Below are 26,041 nucleotides of genomic sequence, written 5' to 3'. Positions count from 1 at the left end.
CCCGCCACGGTGGTGTGCCTACCGGGGCTGTTGCCACCCCTGCAGTACCCACTTGAACTGCTTGCTCGTCTTCGCCCAGTCCTCTTCCGATGAGGACATGTAGATCGCGTACTCGACGCCGTCCCGGGAGAAATACGTCTCCTCGACGGCGTGGCGCGGCCCGGCGACGTAGGGCGGGTCTTTGGCCAGCGCCGTCCAGGTGTACTCCCACAGCGAGCCCTTGCGGTCCCGGTAGGTGTTGTCCTCCATGGTCACCCGCTTGTAGTTCACCAGCCTCTGGACCTGCTGCTCGAGGTCCTCCTGATGGGACCGGGCATCGGCGAAGTCGGGTGACGCGTCGATGGCGATGCGGACGAAGTGCCGGCCGCCGTCCGGCGAGTAGTCGATCTGAGTGATCTCGCCCTGCGGGCCGAAGGGCTTGCGCTTCCAGCCCTTGGGCAGGTAGAGGCTGAACCCCACGGGATCGTCGTAGCGGATCCAGCTGTCCGGAACCGATCCGCCGGTCGCCTGCGTGGTCGTGGAAGTAGTGGAGCCGGAGCCGTCGCCCTGCGACGGTCCGTTCCACTGCTGGAGCACCACGGCCGTGCCCCCGCCGATGATGGCCGCGAGCGCGACCACCAGGGCCAGGGTGCGAAGCCGGCGGCGCCTGCCCGAACCGGTCGGCTGCGACCCCGTCGCCGGACCGACCACGGTGGGGCCGTAGGTCGGGGTACCGGCCGTGGACGTCCCGGTGGCCGGGTTGCCGGCCAGGGGCGGCAGCGGCGTCCCGGTGTGCGACCCCGAGCCGGTGCCGATCGGGCCGGTGCCGATGGGGCCGGAGGGCGCACCGGTGGCCGTACCGCTGGTGGCCGTCCCGGTACCCGTTCCGCCGTGGTGGTCGCGGTACGGCGTCGTCCCCGAGTACTGCGTCGGCACGTAAGCCTGCGCCCCGTTCGGCCGCCGGCCCTCCGCCGCCTCGGCGAGCATGTGCTCGGCCTCGGACACGTCGGGCCGGGTGGCCGGGTCCTTGCGCAGCAGGGCGGTGATGACGGGGGCGAGCGGACCGGCGTGCCGGAGCTCGCCGGCCTCCTCCTCGACCACGGCCTGCATGGTGGTCAGCGGTGTGGTGCGGCGGAACGGCGACCGGCCCTCCACGGCCGTGTAGAGCGTCGCGCCGAGCGCCCAGAGGTCGGAGGAGGGGCCGGGGTCGTGGCCGCGCACCCGCTCGGGCGCCAGGTAGTCGACCGAGCCGACGACCTCCCCGGTGCGTGTGATGGTCGTGTCGCCCTCGATCTGGGCGATGCCGAAGTCCGTGAGCAGCACGCGCCGGTCGCTGCCGAGCAGGACGTTGCCCGGCTTGATGTCGCGGTGCAGGACGCCCGCCGTGTGCGCGGCGCGCAGGGCCCGCAGCACCCACAGGCCGATGCGCGCCGCCTCGCGCGCCTCGACGCGCCCCTCCTCCTTGACCGCGTCGGCCAGGGAGCGGCCCTCGACCAGCTCCATCACGATCCACGGACGGCCGTCGTGCTCCAGCACGTCGTGCACCGTGACGACCGCGGAGTGGTTGATCCGCGCGGCTGCCCTGGCCTCCGCCCGGGTGCGCGCCAGCAGGATGGCCTGCTCGCTCTCGGAGACGTAGAGGGCGGCGGTCAGCTCCTTGATGGCGACCGACCGGTGCAGCACCTCGTCATGCGCACGCCAGACCCGGCCCATGCCGCCACTGCCGATGGATTCGGCCAGCCGGTAGCGGCCCGCGACGAGCAGGCCCTGCATCTGATTCACGTTGCCCCGCAATGGTCTTGACAGGGTCAGCGTAAGGACCCGCCCTCACCCAGGGAACAAGCGGGGTACCACGGTGACCGCACTGTGACGGTTGTCGCCTGCCGGGACGGGAGGCAACCAGAGTGTGAACTGCGGCGTACAGGCGGCGCGCCGGTAGCTCACTTCGTCGCCTTGTACGTCGCCGCCGCCTGCTCGTAGAGCCGGGTCACCTCGTCCCGTTCGGACTCCGGGCCGCGCACCTGGACCACGTGGTAGCGCCCCTCGACGAGCATCGCGAGGTTGCGGACGTACAGCTCGCCCCCGTCGCCGCCGGTCCAGGTGAACTGCCCCTCGGCCATGGTCCGTCCGCCCACCTCGATGGTCTTCAGCCCGGTGGAGGTGGCCCAGCTGGAGTCCCGGTACGGCTGCAACTCCGGCTCCTTCTCCCGCTGGTAGGCCATCGGATCACGGCCGTGCTCCGACGCGGTGTCCCGGCCCGGCACGACGATGAGCTGGAAATCGCCCTTCGAGTAGACGACCTGGCCGCTGCCGCTCCGCGCGGCGCGGTCCCAGCCCTTGGCGACCGCGACCTGGAAGCCCGCCGGGTCCTTGCGCAGGGTGAATCCGTCGGCGGCATCGGGACCGGTGGTCTGCGTCTCGGTGGTGCCGGCCGACGACGAGGGGCTCTTCTCCGGCTCGGGCGAGGTCTGCTCGGGCCGTGGCTCGCTGCTGGAGTCCGGCTCGGGCGCCTGACTGACCTCGCCGGCGGCACCGGTGCGGTCCGTGCCGTCCGCGCCCTCACTGTCCGACTTGGGCATGAAGAGCACGGCATAGGCGATCGCCGCGGCCATCGCGAGCAGGACCAGCAGGAGCAGGGTGCGGCCGAGGCGGCGCGGCGAACCGGACTCCTTCCTGGCCCGCTTGTGCCGCCCGTGATGCGCGGGCAGCCCTGCCTTCCGCCGGCGCACCAGCTCGCCCCGGCGCCGCACGACGGGCAGCCGGGTGGCGTCCACGGGGGGCGCCGGGACGACGTGCATCCCGGCCTCCGGCTCGGGCGCCGAGCGCACCAGCGAGCGCAGCCAGCCCCGCACTTCCTCGAAGTCGAGGCGCTCGGTGGGGTCCTGGCGCAGCAGCGACTCCACGACCGGCCGCAGCGGCCCGCACTCCTCGGCGTAGGCGGGCGGTTCCGCGCACACCATCTGCACCAGCTCGGCCGTCGACTCCTCCGGGTAGGGCGCATGCCCCTGTACGGCCCGGAAGAGCAGCGCGCCGAGCGCCCACAGGTCGGTCGCGGGACCGATCGGGGCCGCCAACTGCCAGTTCTCGTGCACGGGTCCGGCCTGCTCGGGCGCCCAGCGCTCGGTCACCGGCCCGACCACGGCCATCCGCGCCTGCCGCGCCCGTTCGGCGGCCAGCGCCGTGGCGGGGCCGCGCCGGGGGGCGGGGGTGTCGGCGACCAGGTCGTCCCACCGGGTGGACTCGCCCTGGGCCGCGGGGTCGGGGGCCGGTGGGAGCGCCGCCTGCTCCCCACCGCGCGGCGCCGGGGCGCCTGTGGTCGTGCCACGGGGCGTCGCACCATGCCACGCGGTCGACCGTGGACCGCCGCCCACCCCGTAGGGGTCGGCGATCCGCCCCGGCGGTACGGCGCCGGGGGCCGCGCCCTGCCCGGGGATGTACGGCGACTGTGCCGATCCGCTGCCGTAGGGCACCGCGTCGCCGTCCCGGGCGGGCCGGGCTCCGGGCAGTGCCGCCCGCCCGCTCTGCTGAACCTCCTGCACCCGTGCTGCGGCCCGGGCACCCGCCCGGTAGGCCGCGATGGCCCCGGCACGCGCCGCCCGCGGGTCCCCGCTGCCCTCCACCTGCCCGCGCGCGGGCACCACCGGTCCACCGCCCGCGGTGTCACTCCCCGCCGAGGGCAGCCCTCTGGCCTCCCGGGCCTCTATGGCGGCGCGCCGCGCGGCCTCGGGATCACCCGCGCCACCGGTGCCACCGGCCGGCCCGGAACCTCCCGGCGCACCGACGCCGCGGACCGGCCCGGCACCGCCGCCCTCCTGCCCCGACGGCTGCCCGGACTCCTCGAAGGCCGGTTCCGGAACGGGGTCGTACCCGCACAGTGCCTCCTCGGCGGCCCCCACCGCGAGCCCGGTCAGCATCACCCGGCCGTCGTCGCAGACGAGCACCGTCCGCGCGGTGACGTTCCGGTGCACCCAGCCGTGCGCGTGCAGCACCCGAAGGGCCATCAGCACGTCGGAGGCCACTTCGGCCGCCCGGTACGGCGTCAGCGGCTTCTCGGCGAGCAGCGCCGCCAGCGGGCGCGCCGCCACCAGTTCACTGACGATCCACAGCGAGCCGCCCTCGGCGAACACGTCGAAGACCTGGTCGAGCCGGGGATGGTCGGGAATGGCCGCGGCGGCCTGCGCGGCCTCCACCGCGCGTCGCACCACCGGGTCCGTGGGCCGCCGGGTGCCGCCACGCGCGCCGGGCCGCCGCCCGCCGCCGTCCCTGGCCGTGAAGCCGTCGGGCAGTCCCTCCGCGTCGAGCACCTCGGCCTCGACCACCTCGGGCAACGGGACCTGCCGGACCAGGACTTCCTGTCCGCTGTAGGTGTCGAAGGCCCGGGTCTCGGTGAGTTCGTACTCGTCGGACGGCGGCAGCGGCAGGCGGTAGCGGTCGGCCAGCACCCGACCCGCGTAGTCGTCCACGTTGCCTCCCCCGGCAGCCCGGTCGGTCACATCCGTTCGCCCCACGGTCCGCTTCGAATGCGCACGGTCCGCAAACATTTACGATACGTGCCGCAGGCAACCCGCAATGGGGGGATGCCAGATCTCACTCCCCAAACCCCGGGGGCCTCATGCTCAGGACTTGGGTTCGAAGGTCTTCGTCAGGGTCCGCCACGTCTCCTTGCGCAGCGCGCCGTCCCAGTCGGACGCCTTCGCCGTGTACATCAGCGCGTACCCCTGCCGGTCGTCGACCACGAAACCCCGGTCGATCGTCCGGTACTCGGTACCGCCGTCGGTGTAGGTGAACTCCCAGTCGGCCGCGTTCCAGCCGCGGTAGTCCACCTTCTCTATGCGGATCTTCTTGTACTGAGCGCGCACCATGTAGCGTTCCTGGTTCTTCCAGTCGGCCACCGGGTCGCCCTTGGGCGTGGACGTCCAGGCGATGAGCAGCTTCTGCCCGTCGGGCCCGGTGAAGCGGTCGCCCGCCGCACCCGTCGACCGGTACTTCCAGCCCTTCGGCAGACCGATCGAGTACCCCTGGTTCCCCTGGTGAGTCGACTCCGCGGCGGTCTCCTTGCCGCCGGAGCCGCCCTCGTCCGAGGAACCGCTCGCCTGGCCGCTCGGCTCGCCGTCCGTGGACGGCCCGGACGGTGCCGGCTGCTTCTCGCCGCCGTCCGTGCGCGTGGCGCCGCTCTTGTCGCCCTTGGTGTCGGAGCTGCTCGACGCCGTGGCGACGGTCTTCCCGCCGCCCTCGCCGGAGGCACCCTTCGAGCCCTTGTCGTCACCGCTGAGCACGATGGCGAGCACGGTGCCGATCACGGCGAGCACCACGACCACCGCGATGATCATCAGGGTCCGCCGCGGCACCACGTCGGTGAGCGGCGCCCGGGGCACCGGCCTCGGCGGCAGGTCCGGCGGCGGCACCACGGGCCATCCCGAACTCCGCCCTCCGGAGGCCGTCTTCGACTCCGGCGCACTTTGCTCGCCGGCGGCCGTGGAGGCGGCCGAGCCCGACCGTGCCACGGACGCACCCGTCGCCCCGGCCCGCCCCTCGCCGCTGTCGGACGCGGAGGAGCTCGTACCCGCCGGCCCGGGAGCGGCCTCGTCGGCACCGGACCCGGCCGAAGCGGTCGTGGCGGAGGCCGCCGCCGATCCCGCGACCGCGGACCCCGCCGCGGCCTTGCGCACGGAACGCAGTGCCCCGCGCAGCCGCTCCCCGGCCTCCTCGCCGCGCTTGCTCCCCGCTCCCGCCGAACTCCCCTTGCGCGAGGACCTGTCCGGCTGCGCGGGCAGCGGCACGACCTTCGTCGCGTCCATCGGCTCCGGCTCGGCCGTCGCCGGCGCGTGCAGCACCGAGTTCAGCATGGCCCGGGCGCCCGCGTCGTCGAGTCGCTGCGCGGGGTCCTTGGTGAGCAGTCCGTGGATGACGTCCTTCAGCGGACCGGCGTTCTTCGGCTCCTCCAGCGGCTCGGTCATCACGGCCGTCAGAGTCGCTATGGCCGACCCCTTGTCGTACGGCGGCGCACCCTCCACCGCCGCGTACAGCAGCCCGCCGAGCGACCACAGGTCGGCCGCCGGACCCGGCTTGTGCCCACGCGCCCGCTCCGGGGAGATGTAGGAGGGCGCGCCGACGAGCATGCCGGTCGAGGTGATGGACGGGTCGCCCTCGACCTGGGCGATGCCGAAGTCGGTGAGCACGACCCGGCCGTCCTCGGCGATCAGCACGTTCGACGGCTTCACGTCGCGGTGCAGGATGCCCTCGCGGTGGGCGGACCGCAGCACGTCGAGGACGGCGAGCCCGACCTCCGCGGCACGCTTCGGGTCGAGGAGGCCGTCCTCCCGGATGACCTCGGCGAGCGACTTGCCCTCGACGAGTTCCATGACGATCCAGGGACGGTCGTCCTCCTGGACGACGTCGAAGACCGTCACGGCGCTGTTGTTGCGGATCCGCGCGATCGCCTTGGCCTCGCGCAGCGTCCGCGTGATCAGCCGGCGCTTCTCCTCTTCGTCGATGTTCGACGGGAACCGCAGCTCCTTGACGGCGACCGTCCGTCCGAGGGTCTCGTCCTGGGCCCGCCACACCGTGCCCATGCCGCCGCGGCCGAGTACCTTGCCCAGCCGGTAACGCCCCGCGAGGAGACGCTCCCTGTTGTCCTGACGAGTGTCCTGACGAGATGTGCCCGCCCGCTCCGCCTCCGACATGCGTCCCCTCATACAACCCGCCCTGACAGAGCCTCCATTGTCTCTCACCCGACAAGTGCCCGGCGCCCAGGGGCCCCCTGGCGGGCACCGGCGGCCCCGCCCCCCGCGAACCCGGCTGCGGCAGGCCCCACGCCGCCTTGCATGATGGGCCCTGACCTGGGAGGAGCCCGTATGCCACCGATCCGGACATTGCTGGCCCTGCCGGTGGCCGCCGCCCTGTTCGGCCTGCCCCCGGCCGACTCGTCGGCCCTCTCGATGCCGCCCACGGACGCGGTACTGCCCCTGCTGGTGACCCAGGGCAGGGCTCCGGCCGCGGCCCTGCTGGCCCAGGAGGGCACCACTGTCCGCTATGCCGCCGCCGGTTCGGGAATCGCCCGGTCGGACCACTTCCGCGCCGGCAGCATCACGAAGACGTTCATCGCGACGGTCGTGCTGCAACTGGCCGCCGAGCACCGGCTGTCACTGTCCGACACGGTGGAGCAGCACCTGCCCGGCCTGGTGCGGGGAGCCGGCAACGACGGCCGCGCGCTGACCCTGCGCTCCCTGCTCACCCACACCAGCGGCCTGCGCGACTTCACCAAGGACACCGACGGGACCGCGCCCGTCACACCCCGTCAGGCCCTGAACCTCGCTCTCACCCACCCTCCGGCCGAACGCGGCCGCTTCTCCTACTCGAACACCAACTACGTCCTGCTCGGCCTGGTCATCGAGCGGGTCACCGGCCACTCGTACGCCGCCGAGGCCGAGCGCCGCATCATCACTCCCCTGCGCCTGACGGGCACCTCCTTTCCCGGATCCCGCTCCTCGCTGCCCTCACCGCACGGCCGCGCCTACGCCGCCGACGGAACCGACGTCACCGAACTCGACCCTCGGGTGGCCGGAGCCGCGGGTGAGTTGGTGACCACGCTCGCCGACCTCGACCGCTTCTACCGTGCCCTGCTAGGCGGTCGGCTGCTGCCCGCGCAGCAGCTGCGCGAGATGCTCGACACCCGTGCCGCACACGGCGCGTACGGCATGGGGCTCTTCCCCGAGAAGCTTCCGTGCGGCACGACGGTGTGGGGACACAACGGGCACATATCCGGCAGTTACGTGCGCACCGCAGCCACCGTCGACGGCCGACGTGTCCTCACCTTCCGCGTGAACACGGACGCGATAGCCGATCCCGGTCTCGAACCCGCGGTGCTCGCGGCCGAGTTCTGCCCCCGCACCTCGTAGAACGACCCGGCTCCGAACGGAGATCCCATCTACCGACACTCGTTCGGGTGACGTCCGGGACGGCCTGGGAGGGCAAGAACCCTGCCGCCGCACTTGGTCCGAGAGGATCACAACGGCACGATGTCCGGCGCCCCCAGCCGTGCCGCGTCCGCCGTCAGGTCGTCCGGCTGCCGCTGCGACTCCCGCTCGGCCTCCACCCGCTTCTGGTAGTGCTCGACCTCGCGCTCGATCTGGCCCTCGTCCCAACCGAGCACGGGCGCCATCAGTTCGGCGGCGTCACGTGCGCTGCGGGCGCCCCGGTCGAAGGTCTCGATCGAGATGCGCGTCCGCCGGGTCAGCACATCGTCCAGGTGCCGTGCCCCCTCGTGGGAGGCGGCGTACACGATCTCGGCGCGCAGATAGTCGTCGGCCGCTGCCAGCGGCTCGCCCAGCGACGGGTCCTCGGCGATGAGCTGGAGGAGCTCCTCGGTCATCGTCCCGTAGCGGTTCAGCAGGTGCTCGACCCGCACCACGTGCAGTCCGGTCCGGGCGGCGATCCGCGCTCGCGCGTTCCACAGCGCCCGGTAGCCCTCGGCGCCCAGCAGCGGCACGTCCTCCGTGACGCAGTCGGCGACGCGCATGTCGAGCCCGTGCACCGCCGCGTCCACCGCGTCCTTGGCCATGACCCGGTACGTCGTGTACTTGCCGCCCGCCACGACGACCAGCCCTGGCACGGGATGCGCCACGGTGTGCTCGCGCGACAGCTTGCTGGTGGCGTCCGACTCACCCGCGAGCAGCGGTCGCAGACCCGCGTACACGCCTTGGACGTCGTCCCTGGTGAGCGGCACCGCCAGCACCGAGTTCACATGTTCCAGCAGGTAGTCGATGTCCGCGCTGGACGCGGCCGGGTGGGCCTTGTCGAGGTCCCAGTCGGTGTCCGTGGTGCCGACGATCCAGTGCCGGCCCCAGGGGATCACGAACAGCACGGACTTCTCCGTGCGCAGGATGAGCCCGGTCGTGGAGTGGATCCGGTCGCGCGGCACGACCAGGTGGATGCCCTTGGACGCCCGGACGTGGAACTGGCCGCGCTCGCCGACCATGGCCTGGGTGTCGTCCGTCCACACGCCGGTGGCGTTGACGACCTGTTTGGCCCGGATCTCGTACTCGCCACCCCCTTCGACGTCCTGCACCTTCGCCCCGACGACCCGCTCGCCCTCGCGCAGGAAAGCCGTGACCCGCGCGCGGTTCGCGGCCTTGGCGCCGTAGGCCACCGCCGTACGCACCAGGTTCGTCACGTACCGGGCGTCGTCCATCTGCGCGTCGTAGTACTGCAGCGCCCCGACCAGCGCGTTCTTCTTCAAGCAGGGCGCCACGCGCAGGGCGTGAGAACGCGTCAGGTGACGGTGCATCGGAAGGCCGCGGCCGTGCCCCCGGGCCATGGACATGGCGTCGTACATGGCGACGCCAGAACCGGCGTACAGACGCTCCCAGCCCTTGTGCTGCAACGGGTACAGGAACGGCACGGGCTTCACCAGATGCGGGGCGAGCCGCTCCAGCAGCAGGCCGCGTTCTTTCAGGGCCTCGCGTACGAGTGCGAAGTCGAGCATCTCCAGATAGCGCAGGCCGCCGTGGATGAGCTTGCTGGACCGGCTGGAGGTGCCGGACGCCCAGTCACGTGCCTCGACCAGACCTGTGGACAGGCCCCGGGTCACCGCGTCGAGAGCGGTGCCCGCACCCACCACACCTGCACCCACGACCAGCACGTCCAGCTCGCGCTCGGCCATGGATGCGAGTGACTCGGCGCGCTGCGCCGGTCCGAGTGTCGCTGTCCTCACCGCTGCCTCCCGCTCATCGGTCGCACCGGCCGCACCCGTCGGGCGTGGCCCCGTCCGTATCCCCCTGCCCAGATTCTGACCGCGTTGCCCGACTTCAGCCACCACGGGCCCGCAGCCTGTGGACAACGCTCACGGAACACTCACCGAAACTCGGCCGAGCAATCCCGCATATCGGTCATATTTACTCCTAGTCTGACATTGCGCTCGCCCGTCCTGTCCACAGGGCTTGCGCACCTGTCCCACTTCGGCTATCGGGAAGGACGGCCGCCATGCCCGCAGATCTCGCCGTCATCGGACTCGGCCCTTACGGCCTGCCCCTGGCCCAGGCCGCCGTCGCCGCCGGCATCCCCACCCTCGGCTACCGGACCGGCCCCGAGACGGGCTCGCTCAGCCCCGCCGAGCTGCGCCGGATGCTCTCGGGGGGCTTCCGGCCGGCCACCGACCCGGCCGAGCTGGGCCGGGTGCGCACGGCGGTCATCTGCGCGCCGACTCCGCCCGCAGCGGACGGCGGGCTCGACCTGAGCCAGCTGGAAGCGGCCGCCCGGACCCTGGCCGGCCATCTGCGCCCGCACACCACGGTGATCCTCGAGTCACCAGTGTACCCGGGGACGACGGAGGGATTCCTGCGTGCGCTCCTCGAAGAGGGCTCCGGGCTCCGGGCGGGACGCGACTTCCACCTCGCGTACTCCCCCAGCCGCGTCGACCCGGGCAACCGCGACGTCACGCCCGCCACCACCCCCAAGGTCATCGGCGGCCTCACCCCGGCCTGCACCGAGTCGGCCGCGGCGTTCTACGGACGGCTGACCGACAAGGTGGTACGCGCGCGTGGACTGCGCGAAGCGGAGACCGTGCAGCTGCTGGAGACCAACTACCGGCACGTGAACATCGCCCTCGTGAACGAGATGGCCGTCCTCTGCAACGACCTCGGCGTCGACCTCTGGGACGTCGTCCGCTGCGCGGAGACCAAGCCGTTCGGCTTCCAGGCCTTCCGCCCGGGCCCCGGCGTCGGCGGCCACTCCGTCCCCCAGGACATGACCGCGGGCGGCGGCCGCGGCCTGCGCATGGTGGAACTGGCCCAGGAGGTCAACAACCGCATGCCCGGCTACGTCGTCCAGCGCGCGGCCACGCTCCTCAACGAGCACGGCAAGTCGGCCCGGGGCGCCCGCGTGCTCCTCATCGGCGTCACCTACAAGCCCGACCTCGCGGACCTCCAGGGCACCCCCGCCCAGGAGGTCGCCCTGCGCCTGATGGAACTGGGTGCCTCGGTCAGCTACCACGACCCGTACGTCCCCGCCTGGAGCGTCCTGGACCGCCCCATCCCTCGCGCCGACTCCCTCTACGAGGCGGCCGCCGACGCCGACCTGACCATCCTGCTCCAGCAGCACCGCACGTACGACCTCCAGGGCCTGTCGGTGAAGGCCCAGCTGCTGCTGGACACGCGGGGGGCAGCCCCTACGGGGGCGGCGCATCGGTTGTGAACGGGGGCGCGTGAGGTGCGTGAGCCCAGGAGACCGGTGGCATGCGGCACGCTGCGCGGGTACCTTACGGGCACAGGCGGAGCCCACCGCAGCGGGTACTGCGGCAGGCTCCTGGATGGATCACGGAGTGTCCGCCCCTAGTTCTTGTGGGGGCGGCCGCTCACCATCCGAAACAAGGTGGAGCCCGCCGCAGCGGTCACTGCGGCAGGCTCCTGGATGGATCACGGAGTGTCCGCCCCTAGGTCTTGTGGGGGCGGCCGCTCACCATCCGAAAATCCGCAAGATCCACCTCCTCCGGCACTGCACCGTCCGAAGACGGAGTTGGTCCCAGCGGGTGGGCTTGCGGTGACGTCCCATGGGCGCCCCCTTCCACGACGCCGCCCATTGACCCGGTGGGACGGCACGTCGGAATCGGGCCGGGCCCCGAGGGCGGGGTCCGGATCGTGTCCTTGGAAGGGGGCACCCAGAAGAACCTGGGGCGCCGATCAAGGACACTAGCGCCTCGAAACCGCCTTCCACGGGGCCGAACGGCCCCAAGGCACCCGTGCGCCCCCCATCGGCAACACGCGCCCCGTCAGTGCCACTTGGGCACGCAAAAAGGGCCCGGCCACTCCCCCGAGTGACCAGGCCCTACTCAGTGCCGGAACGGACTACCGCCGGTGCTGCGAGTCCGCCACCGTGACCTCGACCCGCTGGAACTCCTTCAGCTCGCTGTAACCGGTCGTGGACATGGCGCGGCGCAGGGCGCCGAAGAGGTTCATCGAGCCGTCGGGGGTGTGGGACGGTCCCGTGAGGATCTCCTCCAGAGTGCCGACCGTGCCGAGGGCGACCTTCTTTCCGCGCGGCAACTCCTCGTTCACGGCCTCCATGCCCCAGTGGTGGCCCTTGCCCGGGCCGTCGGTCGCACGGGCCAGCGGGGAGCCCATCATCACCGAGTCCGCGCCGCAGGCGATCGCCTTGGGCAGGTCGCCGGACCAGCCGACACCGCCGTCCGCGATCACGTGCACGTACCGGCCGCCCGACTCGTCCATGTAGTCACGGCGCGCCGCGGCCACGTCGGCGACCGCCGTCGCCATGGGGACCTGGATGCCGAGCACGTTGCGCGTGGTGTGCGCGGCGCCGCCGCCGAAGCCGACGAGCACACCGGCCGCGCCGGTGCGCATCAGGTGCAGGGCCGCGGTGTACGTGGCGCAGCCGCCGACGATCACCGGGACGTCCAGCTCGTAGATGAACTGCTTGAGGTTGAGCGGCTCGTGCGCGCCGGAGACGTGCTCCGCGGAGACCGTCGTACCGCGGATGACGAAGATGTCCACGCCCGCGTCCACGACGGCCTTGGAGAACTGGGCGGTGCGCTGCGGGGAGAGCGCGGCGGCGGTGACGACGCCGGAGTCGCGCACCTCCTTGATGCGCTGCCCGATCAGCTCCTCCTTGATGGGAGCCGCGTAGATCTCCTGCAGACGGCGGGTCGCGGTCTCCGCGTCGAGACCGGTGATCTCGTCGAGCAGCGGCTGCGGGTCCTCGTAGCGCGTCCACAGGCCTTCGAGGTTCAGCACGCCGAGGCCGCCGAGCTCGCCGATGCGGATCGCGGTGGCCGGGGACACGACCGAGTCCATGGGGGCGGCCAGGAAGGGCAGCTCGAAGCGGTAGGCGTCGATCTGCCAGGCGATGGAGACCTCCTTCGGGTCCCGCGTACGGCGGCTGGGGACGACGGCGATGTCGTCGAAGGCGTACGCCCGGCGGCCGCGCTTGCCGCGCCCGATCTCGATCTCAGTCACGTCTGTGGCCTTTCCCTGATGCGTTGCAGCGTCTTCCAGTATCGCCGACGGGCACGGCGAGGGCGGCCCCGGATGCTCCGGAGCCGCCCTGGGAGGCCGGCCGCTACTTGCTGCGGCTGTAGTTCGGTGCCTCGACCGTCATCTGGATGTCGTGCGGGTGGCTCTCCTTGAGGCCCGCGGAGGTGATCCGGACGAAGCGGCCCTTGGTCTCCATCTCGTCGATCGAGGCGGCGCCCACGTAGCCCATGGTCTGGCGCAGGCCGCCGACGAGCTGGTGCAGGACGTTGGCCAGCGGACCGCGGTAGGGCACCTGGCCCTCGATGCCCTCGGGCACGAGCTTGTCGTCGGAGCCGACCTCGGCCTGGAAGTAGCGGTCCTTGGAGTACGACTTGGCCTGGCCGCGGGACTGCATCGCACCGAGCGAGCCCATGCCGCGGTACGACTTGAACTGCTTGCCGTTGATGAACTGCAGCTCGCCCGGGGACTCCTCACAGCCGGCGAGGAGGCTGCCCAGCATCACGGTGTCGGCGCCGGCGGCCAGGGCCTTGCCGATGTCGCCGGAGTACTGCAGGCCGCCGTCGCCGATCAGCGGGATGCCCGCCGGACGGGCCGCGAGGGACGCCTCGTAGATGGCCGTGACCTGCGGGACACCGATGCCGGCGACCACGCGGGTGGTGCAGATCGAGCCGGGGCCCACGCCCACCTTGATGCCGTCGACACCGGCGTCGATCAGCGCCTGGGCGCCGTCACGCGTGGCGACGTTGCCGCCGATCACGTCGACGCCGACGCTCGACTTGATCTTCGCCATCCAGCTGAGGGCGTTGCTGTTGTGGCCGTGCGAGGTGTCGACGACCAGGAAGTCCACACCGGCACCGGCGAGCGCCTGGGCGCGCTCCAGCGCCTCGGGGCTGGCGCCCACGGCCGCACCGACGAGCAGCCGGCCCTCGGAGTCCTTCGCCGCGTTGGGGTACTGCTCGGCCTTGACGAAGTCCTTGACCGTGATGAGGCCCTTGAGGACACCCGCGTTGTCGACCAGGGGGAGCTTCTCGATCTTGTGGCGGCGCAGCAGCTCCATGGCGTCGGCGCCGGAGATGCCGACCTTGCCGGTGACCAGCGGCATCGGCGTCATGACCTCACGCACCTGACGGGTGCGGTCGGTCTCGAAGGCCATGTCGCGGTTGGTGACGATGCCGAGCAGCTTCTTGTTGCCGTCGGTGACCGGGACGCCGCTGATGCGGAACTTGGCGCACAGGGCGTCGGCCTCGGCCAGCGTCGCGTCGGGGTGCACCGTGATCGGGTCGGTGACCATGCCGGACTCGGAGCGCTTCACCAGGTCGACCTGGTTGACCTGGTCCTCGATGGAGAGGTTGCGGTGCAGCACGCCGACGCCGCCCTGGCGGGCCATCGCGATCGCCATGCGCGACTCGGTCACCTTGTCCATCGCCGCGGAGAGCAGCGGGATGTTGACCCGGACGTTGCGGGAGATGCGGGACGAGGTGTCGACCGCGTTGGGGAGCACCTCGGATGCACCCGGCAGCAGCAGCACGTCGTCGTAGGTCAGCCCGAGTGTCGCGAATTTTCCGGGCACTCCGTCGACGTTGGCAGTCATGACACCTTCCCCAAATGGCCTTGATCGGTGCGGATGTCCATGCTAACGGGAAGCGCGGCTGTCTCATTCCACGGATCCGGCCCGCACCGGGCTTCGTATGTTCGTACGGAAGCGGCGCACCGCCTGTTCAACGAAGGGCCGCTGAAGGCCTACTGCTCGGCCAGCGCCCGCAGCCGGCTCAGCGCCCTGTGCTGAGCCACCCGGACCGCGCCGGGTGACATTCCCAACATCTGGCCGGTCTCCTCGGCCGTGAGCCCCACCGCGATACGCAGCAGCAGCAGCTCCCGCTGATTCTCGGGGAGGTTGGCGAGGAGTTTCTTGGCCCATTCCGCGTCGCTGCTGAGCAGGGCGCGCTCTTCCGGGCCCAGGGAGTCGTCCGGGCGCTCGGGCATCTCGTCGGAGGGGACCGCCGTCGAGCCGGGGTGGCGCATCGCCGCGCGCTGCAGGTCGGCGACCTTGTGCGCGGCGATGGCGAAGACGAACGCCTCGAAGGGGCGCCCGGTGTCCCGGTAGCGGGGCAGCGCGAGGAGCACCGCCACGCAGACCTCCTGCGCGAGGTCCTCCACGAAGTGCCGCGCGTCGCCCGGGAGACGGGACAGACGGGTGCGGCAGTAGCGCAGGGCCAGGGGGTGGACATGGGCGAGCAGGTCGTGCGTCGCCTGCTCGTCCCCGTCGACGGCGCGGTGGACGAGCGCACGGATCGGGCCCTGGGCATGGGCCGCCTCGTCGTCGCGCATCGGTCCATGGTGCCTTGCGGCCGCCGGCTGCGCGGCACCGCTCCCGTCGTTGTGCACCGAAGCGTTATGAGCAGGTGCGCCGGCACTCATCCCCTGCGCCCTCCCCTTCCGCTCGACCGACTCGTCCCCGAGGAACTCCACACCCTCAAGGATGCGGCATCCGCGGCGAAACGAGCAGCGGGCCTGTGGCGGACCCCCGGTCCACCCGCGCCCACCTGGCGTTCCGTGCCCTCACCACGACCGCTGGGGCCTGCCGTTCGAATCAGCCCGGGGGCGTGGGTCCTCGACTTCGCCCACCCGAGCTCTCGGCCTCGCAGCGGCAAGGACGGATCCCCGACGGCGCTGTCGTCGGCCGTGGGCTCCGGCACGCGCGGTCGCGGCTCCCGCGGGGGCATCCATGTGCCCCCGCCCTCCGGCCGAGGCCGGAGCCCCCGCCCCGGAACCGGCCCGATCCGAGTGACGGGCGTGATCCGAGGGACGGGCGTGATCCGAACAACAGGCCCTAGCGCACCAGACCCCACCGGAAGCCGAGCGCCACGGCGTGGGCACGGTCCGAGGCGCCGAGCTTCTTGAACAGGCGCCGGGCGTGGGTCTTCACGGTGTCCTCGGAGAGGAACAGCTCGCGGCCGATCTCGGCGTTCGAGCGGCCGTGGCTCATGCCTTCGAGGACCTGGATCTCACGCGCGGTGAGCGTGGGCGCCGCGCCCATCTCGGCCGAGCGCAGCCGGCGCGGGGCGAGCCGCCAGGTCGGGTCGGCCAGGGCCTGGGTCACCGTGGCGCGCAGTTCCGCGCGGGAGGCGTCCTTGTGCAGGTAGCCGCGGGCACCGGCGGCGACCGCGAGGGCCACGCCGTCCAGGTCCTCGGCGACGGTGAGCATGATGATGCGCGCACCGGGGTCGGCGGACAGGAGCCGCCGGACCGTCTCGACGCCGCCCAGTCCGGGCATGCGTACGTCCATCAGAATCAAGTCCGAGCGGTCGGCCCCCCAGCGGCGGAGGACTTCCTCGCCGTTGGCCGCCGTCGTCACGCGCTCTACGCCGGGCACGGTCGCCACCGCACGACGGAGCGCCTCTCGGGCAAGCGGGGAGTCGTCGCAGACGAGGACGGAAGTCATGACCGCCCTCCGCAGCTGATGCACGTCACCTTGAGCCTCCAGGCTGGTACGAAATCGTCACCTGTGCGGTCGACCGTCTCGGACACGGGCCCGAGCACTTGTTCCTTCAACCGCCTCGCACTCTCAACGACGGTCACTCGAAAGAGTTACGGGGGCGGCTGCCCTCTTCGGCACTCTACGTGAGGGGGCGGACACGGTGCAGACATGCACAGCAGACCCTCGAACTTTCATCACAAGCTATGCCCCATTCAGACCCATTTCTTCCGCTTTGCCAGTGTCTGGAGCTAGATTCGCAATGAGTCATATTTTCATCTCCTTAGATCGTAGTTGTACGGTCGTAGACACCGGATCCGCCCAAAACGGCTACAAGGGGTCACGTAATGGCAGATTTCTCCCGCCTTCCCGGACCGAACGCGGACCTGTGGGACTGGCAGCTGCTTGCTGCCTGTCGCGGGGTGGACAGCTCGCTCTTCTTCCATCCGGAGGGTGAGCGCGGTGCGGCGAGGAGCGCTCGTGAGAACTCGGCCAAAGAGGTCTGCATGAGGTGCCCGGTACGCGCGGAGTGCGCTGCTCACGCCCTGGCGGTGCGTGAGCCGTACGGCGTGTGGGGCGGGCTGACCGAGGACGAGCGCGAAGAGCTGATGGGGCGGGCGCGCAACCGGCTGGTGTCGGCGTCGGCACCGGGCGGGCACACCGCCTCGAACAACTGAAGGAACGTTTCTGCAAACGGGCACGCGGACGCGTGCCGTTGGTTTTTGACGCGGGTGGGACGCCGCTACTGGCGGCGGGCGGCCCGGGCCAGCTGGTCGAGTGTCGCCGCCACGGCCGGGACGTGTGCGAGATCGGGCAGGGTGAGCGCGACGATCTCCCGCCGCACCGCCGGTTCCAGCCTCACGGCGCGCACCCCCCGGGGCCTCACCGACTCGACGGCCAACTGGGGAAGGACGGCCACGCCCAGGCCGGCCCCGACGAGGCCGACGACCGCGGGGTAGTCGTCGGTCGCGAAGTCGATGCGCGGGGTGAAGCCGGCCGCCGCGCACACCTCGACCAATTGTCCGCGGCAGCGTGGGCAACCCGCGATCCACGGTTCCCCGGCGAGCTCGCCGATCGCGACGGACCGCGCGCCCGCGAGCCGGTGGCGTTCCGGTACGAGCGCGACCAGCCGGTCCGAAAGCAGCGGTCGTACGACGAGGTCGTCCCACTCCTCGGCACCGGCCGCACCTTCGTAGCGGAAGGCGAGCGCCACGTCGCAGTCACCCTCGCGCAGCAGGCCCACGGAGGCGGGCGGCTCGGCCTCCTCCAGGGAGACACGGGTGCCGGGGTGCGCCTCGCGCAGTGCGGCGAGAGCCGTGGGGACGAGGGTGGAGCTGCCGCTGGGGAAGGAGACGAGCCGGACCCGTCCCGCGCGCAGCCCGGCGATGGCGGCGACCTCCTCCTCCGCGGCCGTGAGCCCGGCGAGGATTCCGGAGGCGTGGCGCACCAGGGCCTCACCGGCCTGGGTCAGGCGCATCTCCCGTCCGGTGCGGATCAGCAGCGGCGTGCCGACGGAGGTTTCCAGGGCCTTCATCTGCTGGCTGACGGCGGGCTGGGTGCAGCCCAGCTCGCGGCCCGCGGCGGAGAACGAGCCGGTGGTCGCGACGGCGCGCAGGACGCGGAGATGACGAGCTTCGATCACCCTTCGAGGATAAGTCACCCTTTGACGCCGATGCCGATAATGCGTCGACGCTTTGAGTAATGGTCGCTACCGTTCGGGCATGAGGCTTCTGTCAGTGAATCTGGGCCGTGCCGAGGCCGTGCCGTACACGGACAACCCGGAGGGCGTGACCGGGATCGGCAAGCGGCCGGTGGACGGGCCGGTGCGGGTGGCCGCGCCCGGGCCGAAGGGCGTCGGCGGGAGCGGGCTGGCCGGGGACGCGGTGTGCAAGCTGGAGCACCACGGCGGCGACGACCAGGCGGTGTACGCCATGGCCCGCGAGGACCTGGACGCGTGGGAGCGCGAACTGGGCCGGACACTGCCCGACGGCGCGTTCGGCGAGAACCTCACGACGCGCGGGCTGGACGTGTCCGGTGCCCTGATCGGCGAGCGCTGGCGCATCGGCCCCGAGGTGGTGCTGGAGATCACCTCCGGCCGGATCCCGTGCCGTACGTTCCAGGGCCATCTGGGCGAGAAGGGCTGGGTGAAGCGGTTCACGCAGCGAGGGGCGCCGGGGGCGTATCTGCGGGTGATCGAGCCCGGGGAGATCCGCGCGGGCGATGCCGTCGAGATCGTCCACCGGCCCGGCCACGACGTGACCGTGGCCCTGCAGTTCCGGGCGGTGACGACCGAGCGGACACTGCTGCCGCGACTGGTGGCCGCGGGTGAGGCCCTGCACCCGGAGGTGCTGAGGACGGCCCGTGAATATCGGGAGAAGTACGGCGCCTGACGGCCGATCACCACGCCGGTCACCATCGACCCTTCACCACGGACGGCTCCGAGGGGAAGCGGATGCACTCAGTCCGGGTCACTAACCTTCTGCCATGACAACGGCTCTGATTACGGGATCGACGGCAGGCATCGGGGCCGCGTTCGCGCGGCGACTGGCGGCGGACGGGCACAACCTGGTGCTGGTGGCCCGCGACACGAAGCGGCTTCGGGAGCAGGCGACCGAGCTGCACGACCGGCACGGCATCGAGGCGGAGGTGCTGACGGCCGACCTGGCCGAGGACAAGGGGATCGAGGCGGTGGCCGGGCGCCTCGGCGACCGCAAGAACCCCGTAGATCTGCTGATCAACAACGCCGGGTTCGGCAACAAGGGCCGCTACCTCGACGTCTCCATGGCCGACGAGCTGCGGATGCTCAAGGTGCACTGCGAGGCGGTGCTGCGGCTGACGTCGGCGGCGACCGAGGCCATGCGCGAGCGCGGCCGGGGCGGCGTGGTCAATGTCGCGTCGGTGGCCGCCTTCGTGCCCCGCGGCACCTACGGCGCGTCCAAGGCCTGGGTCGTGCAGTTCACGCAGGGCGCGGCGCGCGACCTGGCCGGCAGCGGCGTACGGCTGATGGCGCTCTGCCCGGGTTTCGTGCGCACCGAGTTCCACGACCGGGCGGGTATGGGCACCGACAACATCCCGGGCTGGATGTGGCTCGACGCGGACAAGCTGGTGGCGGCGGCGCTGCACGATCTGGCGCGCGGCAAGACGCTCTCCATTCCGGACCCGCGCTACAAGGCGCTGATGGGGGCGGCGAAGCTGGTGCCGCGGGGGATGCTCGGGGCCGTTTCCTCCAGGACGGGGCGGAAGTACGGGCCGCAGTAGGAGCCTTGGGCCAAGAGGCGACGGGCAGTTCCTGTTGGGACAATGAAGCTGTTCAGCCGGACCCAGGGGGGCCGGAGGCGAGGCCATGACCTTCGTACAGCTCATCGAATGCAGGACCAGCCGGCTCGACGAGATGAACCGGCTGATGGACCGGTGGGTCGAGCAGACCAAGGGGAAGCGGACCGCGTCGCACAGTGTGGTGGCGAAGGATCGGGCCGATGCCTCGCACATCGTGGAGATCGTGGAGTTCCCGTCGTACGAGGAGGCGATGCGCAACTCCGGGCTGCCGGAGACCGACCGGATCTTCCAGGACATGGTGGCGCTCTGCGAGGAGACGCCGACTTTCACGGACCTGGACGTGGTGCGGGACGAGCAGCTGTACGCGGCCACCGCTCGCAGGTTCTTCGAGCTCGCGCCGGGTCAGGGGGACGCGCCGCCGTTCAACGACGTGTTCGTCGAGGACTACCACGACCACGATCCCGGCAACGTGCAGGACGTCATCGGGCTGGACGCGGTCCGGCGCGAGGTGGAGGTGTGGCGGGGCGGTTTCGACTTCTCGTTCACCATCGAGGACCAGCTGGCGCAGGGCGACCGGGTGTGCACGCGGTGGACCTTCCACGGGCGGCACACCGGGGAGTTCCTCGGGATCCCGCCGACCGGGCAGGAGGTCACCATGACGGGGACGACCGTCCACCGCTGCACTCCGGACGGGAAGATCGCCGAGGGCTGGTGGCAGTACGACCGGCTGGGGCTGATGCAGCAGCTCGGGGTGCTCGACCCGCTGGAGCTGTGAGTCCCCGGCGCGTCACGGCGTTCCGGCCCGCTCGAGTGGCCGGAACGCCGCCAGGAACGCGGCTTGCCGCAGCCACCGGGCGGCCGGAGCGGCGAAGGCGGCGCCCTGTTCGGCTCCACAGCCACCTGTTCGGCGTGAGCGACCCATTCGGCTTCAGAGCGGCCTCATCGGCTTTCGAGAACGACGAGGCCGCAAGAGGGACGGCTAGTCGCCTCCGCCTCCGCCGCCGCCTCCTCCGTCCCCGCCGCCGTCGCTGCCGCCCCCTCCCCCGTCGCCGCCGTCCCCGCCGTCGCTGCCCCAGCCGTCGCCACCGCCGGGTTCGTTGTCGTCGCGGTCCCGGCCGAGATTGCTGAACCAGGGGCGCTCCCAGAGCTCGTCGTCCGTCTCCCGGCGGGACCTCACCGCACGGAACCGGGCCAGGCCCGTCGTGTCACCCAGGCCGAAGGACACCGCGGCCGCGTGGGCCATGACGGCGTCCAGGGGGTCGGCGCTCTCGTGGTGCACGTCGGCCAGCGGCAGCAGCACCGTGCCGGGCGGGGGGCCGGGCCACCGTGAGGGGCGGGTCAGCAGCGCGACGCGCCGGTCGTCGCGCAGCAGCCACGAGCTGTCGGCGTTCTCGCGGCGCAGTGTCCAGTGCCGGTCGGGCAGGCGGATCTCGACGCTGCTCTTGGACTTGCGCATCTTCTTGCGCAGTTCGAGCCGTGCGGTGATGTCACCGACGGTCATGACCAGGCCGCTTGCCCGGTCGGCGGTGTCGGGGCGATAACCCCACGGTGCCCGGAGCCGTACGGCGGCAGCGTGCGGGCCCCAGACGTCCACGCGGACCAGGCGCCGGTCCACGGCGACGGCGACCGGCCCGACGGGACCGGGCGCGTACCGGCGGGCGATCCACAGGGGCACGCCCTCCGCCCTGGCCCGCTCGGCGAGCGCGGCCACCTGGTCCGCCCCGCCGCACCTGCGCACGGCCAGTTCACCCAGGGCCCGGGCGAAGTCGGCGGTCCGGCGCACCTTCAGGGGCGCGGTCGTGCCCGTCACGCGGGTGACCGGGACGACGCCCGGGCCCTGCGCCAGCGACTCCAGGGGGCGTTCGGTTCCACCGCCGCCGAGCCAGCGTCCCCGGAGATACGCCTCGGCCATGGCGGCGTGGTTCAGCTCCTCCAGCGGTGTGGTCCGGCCGCCTCTGCGCAGCCGGACCTCGGTGAGTTCCGCGGTGCGCGCCAGCGGATTCCGGGATCGTTCCTCGTAGAGCGCCTGGCTCATCGCATCCCCCTTCAGCTCCGGTGAGTAGGAGGCCGGCGACGGTCTCGCCGGTTCCATGACCGGCGGGCCGGAACGGCGAAGGCCCGGCGCCCCGTTTCCGGGGCGCCGGGCCTTCGCTCGGGCTGGGGCGGGCCGACGTCGTCAGCCCTCAGCCGTCATGCCTCAGTGGGAGTGGCCGTGGCCGTGGCCCGCGGCGGCCGGCTCCTCCTCTTCCTTCTTCTCGACGACCAGGGTCTCGGTCGTGAGGAGGAGGGAGGCGATGGAGGCGGCGTTCTCCAGGGCGGAGCGGGTGACCTTGACCGGGTCGATGACGCCGGCCTTGACCAGGTCGCCGTACTCGCCGGTGGCGGCGTTGAAGCCCTGGCCCTTGTCGAGCTCGGCGACCTTGGAGGTGATGACGTAGCCCTCCAGGCCGGCGTTCTCGGCGATCCAGCGCAGCGGCTCGACGGCGGCCTTGCGGACGACCGCGACACCCGTGGCCTCGTCGCCGGTCTTGCCGAGGTTGCCCTCGAGGACCTTGACGGCGTGGACGAGCGCGGAGCCACCACCGGAGACGATGCCCTCCTCGACCGCGGCGCGGGTCGCGGAGATGGCGTCCTCCAGACGGTGCTTGCGCTCCTTGAGCTCGACCTCGGTGGCGGCACCCACGCGGATGACGCACACGCCGCCGGCCAGCTTCGCGAGGCGCTCCTGGAGCTTCTCGCGGTCCCAGTCGGAGTCGGTGGACTCGATCTCGGCCTTGATCTGGGCGACGCGGCCCTGCACGTCGTCCTTGTTGCCGGCGCCGTCGACGACCGTGGTGTCGTCCTTGGTGACGGTGACGCGGCGGGCGGAGCCGAGCACGTCCAGGCCGACCTGGTCGAGCTTGAGGCCGACCTCCTCGGAGACGACCGTGGCGCCGGTGAGGATCGCCAGGTCCTGCAGCATCGCCTTGCGGCGGTCGCCGAAGCCGGGGGCCTTCACGGCGACGGCGTTGAAGGTGCCGCGGATCTTGTTCACGACGAGGGTGGAGAGGGCCTCGCCCTCGACGTCCTCGGCGATGATCAGCAGCGGCTTGGAGGCGTTGGACTGGATGACCTTCTCCAGCAGCGGCAGGAGGTCCGCGATGGCGGAGATCTTGCCCTGCGTGATGAGGATGTACGGGTCGTCCAGGACGGCTTCCATGCGCTCCTGGTCCGTCACGAAGTACGGCGACAGGTAGCCCTTGTCGAAGGCCATGCCCTCGGTGAAGTCCAGCTCCAGACCGAAGGTGTTGGACTCCTCGACGGTGATGACACCGTCCTTGCCGACCTTGTCCATCGCCTCGGCGATGAGCTCGCCGACCTGCTGGTCCTGGGCGGACAGACCGGCGACGGCGGCGATGTCGGACTTCTCGTCGATCGGACGGGCGGTCGCGAGGAGCTCCTCGGAGACCGCGGCGACGGCGGCGTCGATGCCCTTCTTCAGGGCGGCCGGGGAGGCACCGGCGGCGACGTTCTTCAGGCCCTCACGCACGAGCGCCTGGGCGAGCACGGTCGCGGTGGTCGTACCGTCACCCGCGATGTCGTTGGTCTTGGTCGCCACCTCCTTGACCAGCTGGGCACCGAGGTTCTCGTACGGGTCCTCGACCTCGACCTCACGGGCGATGGTCACACCGTCGTTGGTGATGGTGGGAGCGCCGAACTTCTTGTCGATGACGACGTTGCGGCCCTTGGGGCCGATCGTCACCTTGACCGTGTCGGCAAGCTTGTTGACGCCGCGCTCGAGGGCGCGACGGGCGTCCTCGTCGAACTTCAGGATCTTCGCCATGGGAGCGTGAGCCCTCTTCCGGAATCAGGGGTAACGGCACTGCGCCCCGGGCGCCCGGCTCAATAGCGATCGCGGGGGCCAGGGGCGCAGTTCAAAGCAATGTGCTTGGGGTGAATTACTTCTCGACGATCGCGAGCACGTCGCGGGCCGAGAGGACGAGGTACTCCTCGCCGTTGTACTTCACCTCGGTGCCGCCGTACTTGCTGTAGAGCACGACGTCGCCGACGGAGACGTCGAGCGGAAGACGGTTGCCGTCCTCGAAGCGGCCCGGGCCCACGGCCAGGACGACGCCCTCCTGGGGCTTCTCCTTGGCGGTGTCCGGGATGACCAGGCCAGAGGCGGTGGTCTGCTCGGCGTCGAGCGGCTGGACCACAATGCGGTCCTCGAGCGGCTTGATGGCAACCTTGGAGCTGGTGGTCGTCACGATCCGACCTCCCCCTTCGGAGATCTCACGGGGTTAACTGTCTGAGGTGGCGACCAGGTGGATCCGTCGTCGCGGGTGCCGGACCTGCCCGTCGCTGTGTTGGCACTCTCCAGTGGGGAGTGCCAGAGCCGAGACTATGACTGCGATTAGCACTCGGTCAAGCGGACTGCTAATTGCCCGCGGCGCGTCGGGCCGGTCTTTTCTCCAGGTGGTCCTCGAGCCGCCCCACCCGCAGCCCCCTCGCCTCGATCTCGCGCAGCAGTCGCACGGTCCGCTCGGCCAGGGTCGGCTGCCCCGTCCCGCCCGACGGCACCGAGACGATGTCGCCGGCCCGCAGGCCGGGCTCGCCGCGGGTGTACGTCAGTTCGCCGCCGGCGCTCAGGGACGCGCGCCACAGGACGACCGCGGTGATGCCGCAGTCGGCGGCGGCGCGCAGGGTCACCCGGTCGTAGGTGCCGTAGGGCGGGCGGAAGAGGCGGGGGACGATGCCGAAGCGGGAGCGGAGTTTGTGCTGCTGGCCGCAGATCTCGGCGCGCTGGCCGGCGTAGGGCAGGCCACGCAGGGCGGGGTGGTCGAGGGTGTGGTTCTGGATGGACGCGCCGACCGCGCGCAGCCGGGCGAAGTGGCCGTAGCCGGGTCCCACGACGCTGTCCGTGAGGAACATGCTGACCGGGAGCCGTCGTTCGCGGACGAGGCCGACGAAGCGGGGGTCGCGTTCGGCGCCGTCGTCGTACGTGAGGAAGACGACGGGTTCGCGGGTGGCGACATGGTCCACGACGGGCGGCAGCCGACCCGCGTCGCTCACCTCGCGCGCCGGGTCCCGGGCCCGGCCGTCGGCGATGCCCCGCCGCTCACCCGCCACCCCGGAACAGCCGGCCAGCAGGACCACGCACAGCAGTACGGCGGCCTGGCGCCTCACAGGTAGTCCTCCAGCCGCCCGACCGCGTACCCCTGGGCCGTGACCTTGTTCAGGAAGCGGCGGACCATGTCGGCCATTGTGCCCTTCCACTGGTCACGCCCCCGGAAGTGCGTGAGGACGATGTCACCCGGATGCAGCTTCCGGCCCCCGTCGCGGTACTCCCAGTGGTCGGCGAAGACCTCCTCGTTCCACAGAGGCACGTACGCGATGCCGCATTTCCTGGCAGCCCTCAGGGTCGCCCGGTCGTAGCTGCCGTAGGGCGGGCGGAAGAGGGTGGGGCGTTTGCCGAACCGCCTCTCCATGTAGCGCTGCATGCCGCAGATCTCACGCTTCTGCGCCCGGTAGGACATACCCCGCAGGTTGGGGTGGTTGAGGGTGTGGTTGTGCAGGGCCACGCCCCGGGACTGCATCTTCCGGAAGTAGGGGGTGTCGTTCCTGACCAGGTAGCCGCTGAGGAAGGCGCTGTACGGGACGTCCAGGTCGCTCATCATCCGCAGGAACGCCGGGTCCTTCTCGGCGCCGTCGTCGATGGTGAGGAAGACGACCTTGTCCCGGGTGGGGATCCTGGTGAAGACGGGCGGGAGGTCCAGCTCGCGGTGGCCGTCCACCTCGAAGCCTTTGCGGGTTCTGATCCTGGGCTTCTTCGCGGGGGCGGGCGGGGCGGCGGACGGGGTCCTGCGCAGATCCCAGCGGTGCGCGGCGGCGACCCGGGCGGCGTGCGCGGCGCGCAGCTTGGTGGCGTAGGAGTCGAGCGCGCGGGCCGGGGGTGCGTCGAGGGGCTGCTGGCCGCCTGCCGGGGTGACCTGGTCGCCGCCGTCCTGCGCGCAGCCGGAGGCGATGGCGGCGAGGACGAGCACGGCGATGACGATCCGTACACCGGCGGACGCCCGCCCCGACGCCCGGCTTTTGTCATTTTGTACGACTGCTCGCATGACGCCGGATCCTCGCAGCCCGCCCGGTCGAACCCGCCCCGACACCGCGACCGGGCGGCTCACCATCCACCGACTGGCCCACAGGGCGGCGGGACCGAGCACCCGGGGGCGGGCGGCTCACCATCCACCGACCGGCCCACAGGGCGGCGGGACCGAGCACCCGGGGGCGGGCGGCTCACCGTCCACCGACCGGCCCACAGGGCGGCGGGACCGAGCACCCGGGGGCGGGG

At 71.7% G+C, this 26,041-nt stretch carries 20 protein-coding genes; 6 read left to right on the top strand and 14 right to left on the bottom strand.

Going from position 1 to position 26,041, the window contains the following annotated elements; all coding sequences use genetic code 11:
* Positions 1-18: 18 nt before the first annotated feature.
* The 3 genes from ACFY5B_RS18985 to ACFY5B_RS18975 form a co-directional block, all read right to left on the bottom strand.
* The gene (locus tag ACFY5B_RS18985; protein WP_389970366.1) at positions 19-1,752 is read right to left on the bottom strand and encodes a serine/threonine-protein kinase; all 1,734 of its coding nucleotides are present in this window, start codon (positions 1,750-1,752) and stop codon (positions 19-21) included.
* Positions 1,753-1,919: 167 nt separating this feature from the next.
* Complete coding sequence (locus ACFY5B_RS18980; RefSeq protein ID WP_389970364.1) at positions 1,920-4,442, bottom strand: protein kinase; 2,523 nt, start codon at positions 4,440-4,442, stop codon at positions 1,920-1,922.
* A 153-nt stretch (positions 4,443-4,595) separates the two neighbouring features.
* On the bottom strand, positions 4,596-6,662 hold the full coding sequence (locus ACFY5B_RS18975) for a serine/threonine-protein kinase (protein ID WP_389970361.1): 2,067 nt from the start codon (positions 6,660-6,662) through the stop codon (positions 4,596-4,598).
* Between the two features lie 171 nt (positions 6,663-6,833).
* Between ACFY5B_RS18975 and ACFY5B_RS18970 the strand changes: the two genes are divergently transcribed.
* Positions 6,834-7,877, top strand: coding sequence for a serine hydrolase domain-containing protein (locus ACFY5B_RS18970; RefSeq protein ID WP_389970358.1), 1,044 nt, complete (start codon positions 6,834-6,836; stop codon positions 7,875-7,877).
* A 107-nt stretch (positions 7,878-7,984) separates the two neighbouring features.
* Here the strand turns inward: ACFY5B_RS18970 and ACFY5B_RS18965 are convergent, their stop codons facing one another.
* Positions 7,985-9,691 (bottom strand): glycerol-3-phosphate dehydrogenase/oxidase, encoded by a 1,707-nt coding sequence (locus tag ACFY5B_RS18965; RefSeq protein WP_389970354.1) that lies wholly within the window; start codon positions 9,689-9,691, stop codon positions 7,985-7,987.
* A gap of 269 nt (positions 9,692-9,960) precedes the next feature.
* On the opposite strand from ACFY5B_RS18965, the gene ACFY5B_RS18960 reads away from it, so the two are divergent.
* On the top strand, positions 9,961-11,169 hold the full coding sequence (locus tag ACFY5B_RS18960) for a nucleotide sugar dehydrogenase (protein ID WP_389970351.1): 1,209 nt from the start codon (positions 9,961-9,963) through the stop codon (positions 11,167-11,169).
* A gap of 650 nt (positions 11,170-11,819) precedes the next feature.
* Here ACFY5B_RS18960 and ACFY5B_RS18955 read toward each other — a convergent pair.
* The 4 genes from ACFY5B_RS18955 to ACFY5B_RS18940 form a co-directional block, all read right to left on the bottom strand.
* A complete protein-coding gene (locus ACFY5B_RS18955; protein ID WP_033311552.1) occupies positions 11,820-12,944 on the bottom strand; it encodes a GuaB3 family IMP dehydrogenase-related protein in 1,125 nt (374 codons plus the stop codon).
* 103 nt (positions 12,945-13,047) lie between these two features.
* A complete protein-coding gene (guaB, locus tag ACFY5B_RS18950) occupies positions 13,048-14,553 on the bottom strand; it encodes an IMP dehydrogenase (protein ID WP_389970348.1) in 1,506 nt (501 codons plus the stop codon).
* 149 nt (positions 14,554-14,702) lie between these two features.
* A complete protein-coding gene (locus tag ACFY5B_RS18945) occupies positions 14,703-15,290 on the bottom strand; it encodes a sigma-70 family RNA polymerase sigma factor (RefSeq protein WP_389970345.1) in 588 nt (195 codons plus the stop codon).
* Between the two features lie 502 nt (positions 15,291-15,792).
* Positions 15,793-16,404 carry a response regulator transcription factor gene (locus tag ACFY5B_RS18940; protein ID WP_003948568.1) on the bottom strand — a complete coding sequence of 204 codons (612 nt, stop codon included), beginning with the start codon at positions 16,402-16,404 and terminating at the stop codon, positions 15,793-15,795.
* A gap of 380 nt (positions 16,405-16,784) precedes the next feature.
* Between ACFY5B_RS18940 and ACFY5B_RS18935 the strand changes: the two genes are divergently transcribed.
* Positions 16,785-17,114: a WhiB family transcriptional regulator gene (locus ACFY5B_RS18935; RefSeq protein ID WP_351626887.1), complete on the top strand. Its 330-nt coding sequence runs from the start codon at positions 16,785-16,787 to the stop codon at positions 17,112-17,114.
* 65 nt (positions 17,115-17,179) lie between these two features.
* Here ACFY5B_RS18935 and ACFY5B_RS18930 read toward each other — a convergent pair whose 3' ends face one another.
* Entirely contained in the window at positions 17,180-18,079 is a 900-nt protein-coding gene (locus ACFY5B_RS18930; RefSeq protein ID WP_389970342.1) for a LysR family transcriptional regulator, read from the bottom strand.
* Between the two features lie 79 nt (positions 18,080-18,158).
* Here ACFY5B_RS18930 and ACFY5B_RS18925 point away from each other — a divergent pair, with 79 nt between their 5' ends.
* The 3 genes from ACFY5B_RS18925 (at position 18,159) to ACFY5B_RS18915 (ending at position 20,488) form a co-directional block, all read left to right on the top strand.
* Complete coding sequence (locus ACFY5B_RS18925) at positions 18,159-18,827, top strand: MOSC domain-containing protein (protein WP_389970339.1); 669 nt, start codon at positions 18,159-18,161, stop codon at positions 18,825-18,827.
* Between the two features lie 94 nt (positions 18,828-18,921).
* The gene (locus ACFY5B_RS18920; RefSeq protein WP_031110298.1) at positions 18,922-19,695 is read left to right on the top strand and encodes an SDR family oxidoreductase; all 774 of its coding nucleotides are present in this window, start codon (positions 18,922-18,924) and stop codon (positions 19,693-19,695) included.
* Between the two features lie 85 nt (positions 19,696-19,780).
* Complete coding sequence (locus ACFY5B_RS18915) at positions 19,781-20,488, top strand: ester cyclase (RefSeq protein ID WP_389970335.1); 708 nt, start codon at positions 19,781-19,783, stop codon at positions 20,486-20,488.
* 204 nt (positions 20,489-20,692) lie between these two features.
* On the opposite strand, the gene ACFY5B_RS18910 is transcribed toward ACFY5B_RS18915, so the two are convergent.
* The 5 genes from ACFY5B_RS18910 to ACFY5B_RS18890 all read right to left on the bottom strand — a co-directional run bounded on the left by ACFY5B_RS18910 (position 20,693) and on the right by ACFY5B_RS18890 (position 25,811).
* The gene (locus ACFY5B_RS18910; protein WP_389970332.1) at positions 20,693-21,748 is read right to left on the bottom strand and encodes a hypothetical protein; all 1,056 of its coding nucleotides are present in this window, start codon (positions 21,746-21,748) and stop codon (positions 20,693-20,695) included.
* A 162-nt stretch (positions 21,749-21,910) separates the two neighbouring features.
* A complete protein-coding gene (gene groL, locus ACFY5B_RS18905) occupies positions 21,911-23,536 on the bottom strand; it encodes a chaperonin GroEL (RefSeq protein ID WP_389970329.1) in 1,626 nt (541 codons plus the stop codon).
* Positions 23,537-23,651: 115 nt separating this feature from the next.
* Positions 23,652-23,960 carry a co-chaperone GroES gene (gene groES / locus ACFY5B_RS18900; protein ID WP_003974211.1) on the bottom strand — a complete coding sequence of 103 codons (309 nt, stop codon included), beginning with the start codon at positions 23,958-23,960 and terminating at the stop codon, positions 23,652-23,654.
* 169 nt (positions 23,961-24,129) lie between these two features.
* A complete protein-coding gene (locus ACFY5B_RS18895; RefSeq protein ID WP_389970326.1) occupies positions 24,130-24,879 on the bottom strand; it encodes a polysaccharide deacetylase family protein in 750 nt (249 codons plus the stop codon).
* Positions 24,876-25,811 carry a polysaccharide deacetylase family protein gene (locus tag ACFY5B_RS18890; RefSeq protein ID WP_389970323.1) on the bottom strand — a complete coding sequence of 312 codons (936 nt, stop codon included), beginning with the start codon at positions 25,809-25,811 and terminating at the stop codon, positions 24,876-24,878. The genes ACFY5B_RS18895 and ACFY5B_RS18890 overlap by 4 nt, the downstream gene beginning before the upstream one ends.
* Positions 25,812-26,041: the final 230 nt, after the last annotated feature.

Source organism: Streptomyces sp. NPDC013187 (genome assembly GCF_042899705.1).
GTDB classification, from domain to species: domain Bacteria; phylum Actinomycetota; class Actinomycetes; order Streptomycetales; family Streptomycetaceae; genus Streptomyces; species Streptomyces hawaiiensis_A.
Note: the sequence above shows the minus strand (reverse complement) of the source record. Positions and strands in the feature narration are given on the sequence as shown.